We start from the raw sequence: 8,991 nt of genomic DNA on the forward strand, positions 1-8,991 counted from the left end.
AAAAAGCCTTCCCGCAGATATATAACGGGAAGGCTTGTATTTTTATTTTATCTTCTTGCATACATAATTAATGCAAATACCACCAACTGTGTTTCCAGCAGTGATAACCAGTAGCTTAATTATCGCATTTACGGAATAGTTAAATGCCATGTTGTAATAGAACATATCTGCAACGCAGTGCTCTGTGCCTGCAAGAATAAATCCCATAACACCAAGGAATATTCCTAGGTATTTGCCAAGCTCATGGCTGTTATTCTTAAACTCATCTACTGCAATAAAAATAAAAATGTTGCAAAGTATTCCAAGCAAAAACAGGCTCAAGTATGAGTCTCCATTTTTAACATCACAAAGAGCAGTGGCCTTTTCAGCAACGGCTGCTCCAACTCTAGTACCTCTTATCATAAGAGCAAGTATAAGAGTTCCAATAAAATTTCCAATCCAAATAGAAATCATATCTGGTATTGATGGACCGCCCTTATCAATTGTGTAGCAAACCTTACCAGTGAAAAGATTAAATCCGAAGGTAAGTACAACGAATAATCCAACGGAAAACAGTGCGGAACCAATCACCTTATTATCTAGTGATAAATAAATGAGTCCACCAAGGCCGATAGTGAAACCAGCCATAATAGATTTTACAAAAGCTTTGTTAGTCATATACATTTCTCCTTCTTAACGGCAATATTATATGTATTCTTTTACCTAAAAGCAATAAAGTTTGAACTTGTTACAGCAATTCTTTTCTAAACAGAATAATTTTGTTACAATTAAGGTCTAAATTAATGGAGAGATATGTATAAAAAAAGTTTTGATTCGAGAAAAACAATTGAATATTATGAATTGTTATCATCTGAAATAAATGCTTATTCGATGAAAGCAGATTTATTAAAAACGGCTTTTGGAGATTATGTAAATAATGATGCCTTTGAGGGGATAAGTGCAGCGGCCTCTAAAGAGCTAGTTCAAGAAGTAGAACTTAAGCTTTTGGAAGAGGTTATTAGTTCGCATAATTATTTGCTACAGTTGTACGAGCATATGATTATTTCCTTTCAAGAAAAAGTTGATTCAGCTGATAATGCTAGAATAGATGTAGAATCACTATATGAAATAAACGATGATTATAGAAAAATCTATGAAAACTTCAATAATCATTCATCTAATATAGACTATATTGCAAAAACAATAGAGTCAAGGTATGGGCATATTGGAACGGTGACACAACCAGATTTTTCTGCTTCTAGGGAAAGTTTTGAATGTCTTTGTGGGAAATATGGAGATAGCGGTTACATTTTAAATATTATTAAAAACTTCCTAGAATTTGATGATGAAGAAATACTATATGCGAAAAGTATGGATTTAGACTCATATCTAGATGATGTTGAGACCAGAATAGATAGATTACAGGCTCTTTTAGATGATGCTAAAATCCTAATAAATGATATTAGTAGGGTAGATTCTTTTATTGCACAGATACAAAATGGTGAAATAGCTAATAATAGGTTAAGCGATATTATATTTAATTGGTTCGAAAGTGCTAATGGAGATAAGCTAAAAGAATTTATTAATAGTCCATTTTATAGTTTGTTGAAAAAAAGGTGGCAGTTTAAAGAGGGTAGATATATTACCATAAAAGAAAGCATAAAATATATAGCTGAGGAATTTGACATTTTTGGAAAAGAGTTAAAAAAGCAGGGAATGAAGCTTATGGATTTTTCTTATGAGAAGGTTCCAATAGAGGTGCTTCATTTTACAACTGGTTCTTTTGGAAGATTATTGATGTCATTATCAATACCAGCGAAAATGTTTCCTAAAAGTGAGTATTCTAAAATATATGGTGACGGTACAGATTGTGTAAAGCGTTTTATCAAAGGTGGGCAAACATGTTTAGTAGATATACCAGCTGGAATATTAGCTACACCAAAAGTTATAACGGATTTATTAGATGCTAGAGACAATGTAATTATTTCAGGAGCGGAGTACATTAGGCATAATGGGTTAAAGACTATTGATGAAGATGCTAGAAGGCGAGTTAAATCCATACTGAAAAATATCGATGAAATGAAAGCTGTTGCCGTTAATGACCTATCAGTAAAAGTTGATTCAATGACAATTGGAGATTGGTCAGAGGCAGTAGGATATGTTAGTGCTTTTGTTGCAACAGCAGCTGTCGGGGATGAGATATTGAATACGGTTAAAACTAATGCTTATATGAATAGTACTGAGGAATATATTGATACAAATTTGGGAAATAAGATTAATATCGCGAAGAGTAAAGAGCATTATGTTTTGAAAAAAAATCCAGGACCACGTGGAAAAGCAAATACATCTATTGATATTGTAGACCAAGAAGGAAAAATTATAACTAGAAGATGGTATGACTCAAAAGGGAATGCAATAAGAGACGTAGATATGACTAATCATGGGAATGGAAAATGGCATCCAGAAATTCCACATGAGCATACTTGGGATTGGTCGACTGGAAGACCAAGAAGAAAATAAGAGGATATTATTATGAGTGGAGTAATTATTAACAAAGGTTATGAATATTTTACATATTTGGAGGATGTTTTTGATATTATCAGCAATAAGCAGGTAGATTTTAATTGGCTGATAGAATCTTATGAATGTTATCCAGAAAATGAAAAAGTTGCCAATATATTTAACTCAGATACAGTATTTATTAGCGGAAAGGATTTAACAGAGTTAAACAAATTGGATGAAACTCAGTGGATTTGGGGAATATTTCATGGCTTTAATAGAAATATTTCAGAAGAGCAAATTAAACAAGAAAAATATGAAACAAATAATATTGATTTAGTATGGGATGGAAATATGTTTCATCCTTTGGCAGAAATTGAAATTATAGCATGGGATAGCTCGGCGACAATTATTCTTAGTAAAGATAGTTTATTGATAAAAAAAATAATAGAAAATAATGAAAATGCTGTAGAATTAAGTGCATTTAAGAAGAATAATATGTAGGTGGCGGTATGTCTGTTGCAATTACAGTTAAATACTATTTATTTCAGATTGGAACTTCAGATTTTCTGCATTCTTTTTTTTCCACGGTTGCATATAATCTTGAAGATGGGATTTGGGGGAGCAAATATCCTTTTTTGATGAAGGAGTTATACAGTGGAAGACTTAATAATAAAAATGTTGGTTTAGCAATGGAAGAACTAGTAATAATTAAGGAAAAATTAAGTGGAATATCTGTAAAAAATGTGGTTTGGGATATTGAAGACTTATCCAAGCAACCACCTTGGGGGGATAATATAAGTGTAGATATTACAGATTTATCAAATTATTTTGTAACAAGTGAAGGAGAAGACTTAATTACAGTATTAATACATGCATTTGAGAAAGCAATTAGTTTAGGCGAAGATGTACTTATAATTACCATATAGTTAACAATGAATTGCAGTTAAGCACATTTTGATTATAATGAAAAATGAAAATATATCATTATAGAAACTATAGGAAATTGTAATGACAATATTGTCTCTGAAATTTCGACTAACTAGAGGTAATTAGTAAGATGAATTATTATAAAGTGTCTATTGATATGAATATAGAGAATGATATCGTGTGTCATTACAATAATGATTATGGAATTGAACAAAATACAATGGTTAGTGGGAAGCATTTTAATGATTGGGATGGAAGAATGGAATTTTACTTTAATAAGGAAGAAGGAAGTGTATGGACTGATTACTTGGCAAATGATAAAGGATGGTTTTTAGTTTCCAACAAATTAAAAGAAATATTGGAGACTTTGGATACAGATATTGAGTTTTTTGAAGTGAATATACGCGAGGGTGGAACGTCAAGTTATGAGATGTATTATATTGCAAATATAGTTAGAGTGGTTGATGCACTTTGTTTGGAAATATCTGATTATTTCGAAACGAAAATAGAAGGATTTGACACAATATATACTGTTAGTAAGTATGGAATATATAAAGATAAAGTGGAAGCATCTGATATTTTCAAATTAGGAAATGGACAAGAGATACCTTTATTTTGCTCAGAAAAGTTTAAACAATTAGTAGAAGATAATAATCTTACAGGATTAGCTTTCACAAAAATAAAATCTATGTAATGTTTAAGTACAAGACGAATATACTACATAAGAGGATTTGTATGGGATGGAAATATATTACATTCTTTGGCAGAAATTGAAATTATAGCATGGGATAGTTCGGTGACGATTATTCTTAGTAAGGACAATTTATTGATTGGAATAAAAAATGAATGATAGAGTATCAATAGAAACAGAAAAATATAATGATATTGTGTTAGAAATAACGAATACAGCGTCAGACTGTCTCTTGGATGAGGAAGTATTGCTTGATACAGAAGAAATAATACATACCAATATAACAAGTCTTTTATCTAGATATAATGAACGTATTAATGTGGTGACCAAAAAGTATCATATGCAATCCGCTCAATCACTTCCCAAGGCGCTTGATGCGTTAAAGGAATCAATAGAAGAAACTGATAGAAAAGCAGCTGCTAATATAAAAGCGAAGGTAAATAAATGAGTAGTGGAGATATTCAGGCAAGGATAAATGGCTTACATAATCAAATAAGTATTTATAATGGCAATATTTCTGAATTAGAAGAGTACAAAGCGGAAATTATAAAAGAACAATCCATCATAGAAGATACTGTTTTGAGCTGGAATAGGGCCTATGATATGAGCAATGGAAACACATGGCTTGGAAATTGTATGCATGAAGCGGAAGCGTATCAGGAAGATATTTCTATCGAGATAAAAGGCTCACTGTTACAGACAGAGAGTTTGATAGCAAATATTGTAGGAATCATAAATCGAATATCTAACATGATTGACGACTGCAATCGGGAAATATCTTATTTACAAGCGGAGCTTGAACGTGTTAGGATTGCTGAGGAAATGTCGAAAAAGTATTAATACGGGATTGCCAGGCAGTCTTAATAGAGGTAAACATGAAAGAAATTACATTTGTTGAACTAAGTAAATTGGATAAAGATAAATATATTCTGGTTGATACCAGAAATGAGGGAAGCCTTAAATATGGTATGATTCCAGGTGCAGTAAGCATCACACATGAGCTGTTTGAGACAGATTTAGAGGGTGTCTGCAATCGTCTGGACAAATCAAAGCAGATAATACTTTATTGCACCAGAGGTGTGGTCTCAGTTGAGGATGCGGCTATTTTAGTTGAGCAAGGATTTGATGCAGTAAGTCTAACAGGAGGATACAATAGTTATCTTTCAGCTATGATGGAGGCTCAGGATAATGAGGCAGAAGAAGAGCTTAATGAGAAAACTGCTGAGATAGAAAAGAGCATCAGAAAGAAATTTCACAAAAGTCTGTTTTCGCCATTTGCAAGAGCTTGCAAGCAGTACGAGCTTATAAAGGAAGGTGACCATATTGCGGTTTGTATTTCCGGTGGTAAGGATTCCATGCTGATGGCTAAGCTATTCCAGGAGATTAAGAAACATCAGAAGGTTAATTTTGATCTTACTTTTCTTGTAATGGATCCAGGCTACAGTGAGGTTAACCGTAGGCTAATCGAAAGTAATGCTAAGCTAATGGGAATCCCGATAGTTGTGTATGAGAGCGATATTTTTGATGCAGTTGATACAGTAGATAAGAATCCTTGTTATCTGTGTGCCAGAATGCGCCGAGGTCATCTTTATTCCAAGGCTAAGGAGCTTGGCTGCAACAAGATAGCACTTGGTCATCATTATGATGATGTTATAGAAACTATTCTGATGGGCATGCTTTATGGAGCCCAGATACAGACAATGATGCCTAAGCTTCATTCTACTAATTTTGAGGGCATGGAATTAATAAGACCTTTGTATCTCATTAGACAGGATGATATTATTGCATGGCAAAGATACAACGGCTTACACTTCCTTCAGTGTGCCTGTCACTTTACAGAGACCTGTGACAGCTGTTCTGTAGATGGAACCAGCGCATCTAAGCGTCTTGAAACAAGAAACTTAATCGCAGAGCTTAAGAAGGTAAATCCTTATGTGGAATCAAATATTTTCCGCAGTGTAGAGAATGTTAATCTTGCTACAGTAATTGCATACAAGCAGGATGGTGTAAAGCATCATTTCTTAGATGATTATGACAATTAAAACGTATATATGATATAGAGCTAGTTATAAACATGATTTATAACTAGCTCTAATTTTATTTGGGAACTAGGTATATTGAAGAAGTGGCATTTATCTGTTATTATCCTATCAACCTAGTAGGTAATCGTAGAAATGAAGGGAGTGATAGGTATAGGATTTAACACAAACCTGCTACATGCAGGCAATCAAAAGGAGATAAAAGGTGCAACCCTTCCACCTATATATCAGAGCAGTGCTTTTTTTCAGGAATCTGCAGAGGACTTGGCTGGCATATTTGCCAATAAGAAAATGGGATATTGCTATACCCGTGTAGCCAACCCTACCATAAATGCTTTTGAGGAAAAGATTACAAAGCTGGAAGGCGGAATCGGATCAGTTGCATGTGCATCTGGAATGGCTGCCTTATCCATGGCTCTTTTAAATATTCTTGAAGCAGGTGATGAAATAATATCAAGCGCAAGCTTGTATGGAGGCTCTATCGATTTGTTTAGAGACATAGAAGCCTTCGGAATCAAGACAAGATATGTAGAAAACAACAATTGGGAAGAGATAGAGGCGGCTTTCAATGACCGCACCAAGGTGGTATTTGCAGAGACCATCGGCAATCCCTGTTTGGATGTAACAGATATTGATAAGCTTGCAGAAATTGCACATTCTCACAGCGTGCCGCTTGTTATAGACAACACCACAGCAACACCATATCTGGTGAAAGCCATAGAGCATGGGGCAGACATAGTAGTGAATTCATCTTCCAAATACATTAATGGAAGCAGTAATTCTATCAGCGGCGTACTGACAGATAGTGGACATTTCAAATGGACTAAGGAACGCTACCCTGTACTAGGGGAATACATCAAGTATGGACCATTTGCATATATATCGAAAATGCGAAGTGGACTGTACCGAAACATGGGAACCTGCCTATCACCATTTAATGCATATCTAAATGTGATAGGAATAGAAACTTTAGGTTTAAGGATGGAACGACAGTGCAGGAACGCCTATGAACTGGCTAAGTGGTTTGATGAAAACTATGATGACATCACAGTTAACTACCCAGGACTTGCTACCAGCAAATGGAATGATATCGCAAATACGATACTAAAGAATGGTTATGGCGCCATCCTCACCATCAGAGTAGGTTCCAAAGAACGGGCCTTTGAAATCATGGATAAGCTAACCATTCCATACATTCTATCAAATATTGGTGATACAAAAACATTGGTAGTTCATCCTATGTCAACGATTTCATTACACAGCACTGAAAAAGAACTAGCGGACGCCGGCGTCTACGAAGATCTAATCCGTATCAGTGTCGGTATCGAAGACGTGGAAGATCTAATAGAAGACTTCCGTACCGCAATAAGCTAGATTTTCATGGTAATCAATTAAGTAAGAGACGCTCACAACTTAGGCAAGCGCTAGTAGGGGGGCGCCATGCCGAGCGTGGGAAGGACCTACGCCGGCGGGATATGGCGTGCATTTTCCGAGTGAAGCGAAGGAAAATGTATGCCTAGTAAGCGAAGCTTACATTTTCGGGTTTCTGGTGCTTCCCAATGGGAGATGGCTTGCGGGAGCACGAAGCACTTGGATGCGACTCATACAAAGGTAGCTTGTTGACGTAACAGGCGAGAGAAAAGGAGTAATTATGGCAGAAAAGATAGATTATAAGGCTTTGAAGGCTGGTGGCTTCATGAGCCAGAAACAGAAGGGATATGGATCACTTCGACTTGCAGTTGTAGGTGGCAATTTAGATGCAAAAGCCATCAAGACAGTGGCAGAGGTGGCAGAAAAGTATGGCCATGGCTATGTGCATATGACTAGCCGCCAAGGAATTGAGATTCCTTTTATTCATGTGAATGATTTGCAAAAGGTAAAGGATGAGCTATTGGCTGGGGGCGTGTACACAGGTGTGTGTGGCCCGAGAGTTCGTACCATTACAGCCTGCCAGGGCTCAGAAATTTGCCCAAGTGGCTGTATAGATACATATACTTTGGCTCAGGAATTAAATGATAGATACTTTGGTAGAGAGCTGCCACATAAGTTTAAGTTCGGTGTGACTGGATGTCAGAATAACTGTCTAAAGGCTGAGGAAAATGATGTGGGTATCAAAGGCGGTATGACAGTTGAATATAAGGAAGAGGATTGCATTTCCTGTGGTGTGTGCGTAAAGGCTTGTAGAGAGCAGGCGCTTACAATGAAGGATGGCAAGGTGGAGATAGATACTACTAAGTGCAATAACTGTGCTAGATGTGTAAAGAGCTGTCCTACTGATGCATGGGTTGGAACACCAGGTTATATCGTATCCTTTGGAGGTACCTTTGGAAATAAGATTTATAAGGCTGAGCAGTTGCTTCCAATCATCCGTGATAAGGAAACATTGTTCCGTGTCACCGACGCAGCCATCGACTATTTCGAGGCCAACGCAAAGCCATCTGAGCGTTTCCGCGCAACCCTCACCCGCCTAGGCGACGAGGGCCTACGCACCGCCGTCGAGGCCGCATATGAAGGTTGAGAAATTCCTACGCTGGTTACGGTTACAAGCCTTAGTATTTCTCCGCTCGACAACACGTCTCGCTTGAGAAATCTAAGAACTTGTTACCTACCAGCTTGTTTAAAGAGACTCACACACAACCTAGCAATAGCTCGTAGCTATCAAGCTCTTGGCGTTGCACAAGGAGTCAATCTCGCGACGGGGCAATGCCAAGGCTTGAGAGTGTAACGAGCGAGAGAAAAACTTGGAGTGAGTCTCGCCATACGAAGGAGGTTTAACATGAGTGAAGTTTTAGAATTTGATGAACAGGTAGATATTACAGATAAGGTATGCCCTCTTACTTTTGTTACTGCAAA

General features: G+C 36.5%; 10 protein-coding genes. 9 read left to right on the forward strand and 1 reads right to left on the reverse strand.

The window, feature by feature from the left end; genetic code table 11:
• Window positions 1-42: 42 nt before the first annotated feature.
• Complete coding sequence (locus IJ535_RS10600) at window positions 43-657, reverse strand: formate/nitrite transporter family protein (RefSeq protein ID WP_294302421.1); 615 nt, start codon at window positions 655-657, stop codon at window positions 43-45.
• Between the two features lie 135 nt (window positions 658-792).
• Between IJ535_RS10600 and IJ535_RS10605 the strand changes: the two genes are divergently transcribed.
• From IJ535_RS10605 to IJ535_RS10645, 9 genes are all read left to right on the forward strand, one after another.
• Complete coding sequence (locus tag IJ535_RS10605) at window positions 793-2,499, forward strand: hypothetical protein (protein ID WP_294302424.1); 1,707 nt, start codon at window positions 793-795, stop codon at window positions 2,497-2,499.
• A 12-nt stretch (window positions 2,500-2,511) separates the two neighbouring features.
• Window positions 2,512-2,982: a hypothetical protein gene (locus IJ535_RS10610; protein WP_294302429.1), complete on the forward strand. Its 471-nt coding sequence runs from the start codon at window positions 2,512-2,514 to the stop codon at window positions 2,980-2,982.
• A gap of 8 nt (window positions 2,983-2,990) precedes the next feature.
• Window positions 2,991-3,407 carry an immunity 70 family protein gene (locus tag IJ535_RS10615; RefSeq protein ID WP_294302431.1) on the forward strand — a complete coding sequence of 139 codons (417 nt, stop codon included), beginning with the start codon at window positions 2,991-2,993 and terminating at the stop codon, window positions 3,405-3,407.
• A 131-nt stretch (window positions 3,408-3,538) separates the two neighbouring features.
• Window positions 3,539-4,102 (forward strand): imm11 family protein, encoded by a 564-nt coding sequence (locus tag IJ535_RS10620; protein ID WP_294302434.1) that lies wholly within the window; start codon window positions 3,539-3,541, stop codon window positions 4,100-4,102.
• A gap of 148 nt (window positions 4,103-4,250) precedes the next feature.
• On the forward strand, window positions 4,251-4,547 hold the full coding sequence (locus tag IJ535_RS10625; protein WP_294302437.1) for a hypothetical protein: 297 nt from the start codon (window positions 4,251-4,253) through the stop codon (window positions 4,545-4,547).
• Window positions 4,544-4,939 carry a hypothetical protein gene (locus tag IJ535_RS10630; protein WP_294302441.1) on the forward strand — a complete coding sequence of 132 codons (396 nt, stop codon included), beginning with the start codon at window positions 4,544-4,546 and terminating at the stop codon, window positions 4,937-4,939. The genes IJ535_RS10625 and IJ535_RS10630 overlap by 4 nt, the downstream gene beginning before the upstream one ends.
• 35 nt (window positions 4,940-4,974) lie before the next feature.
• Entirely contained in the window at window positions 4,975-6,141 is a 1,167-nt protein-coding gene (locus tag IJ535_RS10635) for an ATP-binding protein (RefSeq protein WP_294302445.1), read from the forward strand.
• A 150-nt stretch (window positions 6,142-6,291) separates the two neighbouring features.
• Entirely contained in the window at window positions 6,292-7,512 is a 1,221-nt protein-coding gene (locus IJ535_RS10640) for an O-acetylhomoserine aminocarboxypropyltransferase/cysteine synthase family protein (RefSeq protein WP_294302456.1), read from the forward strand.
• A gap of 277 nt (window positions 7,513-7,789) precedes the next feature.
• Window positions 7,790-8,656: a 4Fe-4S binding protein gene (locus tag IJ535_RS10645; protein WP_294302450.1), complete on the forward strand. Its 867-nt coding sequence runs from the start codon at window positions 7,790-7,792 to the stop codon at window positions 8,654-8,656.
• Window positions 8,657-8,991 lie beyond the last annotated feature (335 nt).

Origin of the sequence: Pseudobutyrivibrio sp. (assembly GCF_017471675.1) — a bacterium.
GTDB lineage: Bacteria > Bacillota > Clostridia > Lachnospirales > Lachnospiraceae > Pseudobutyrivibrio.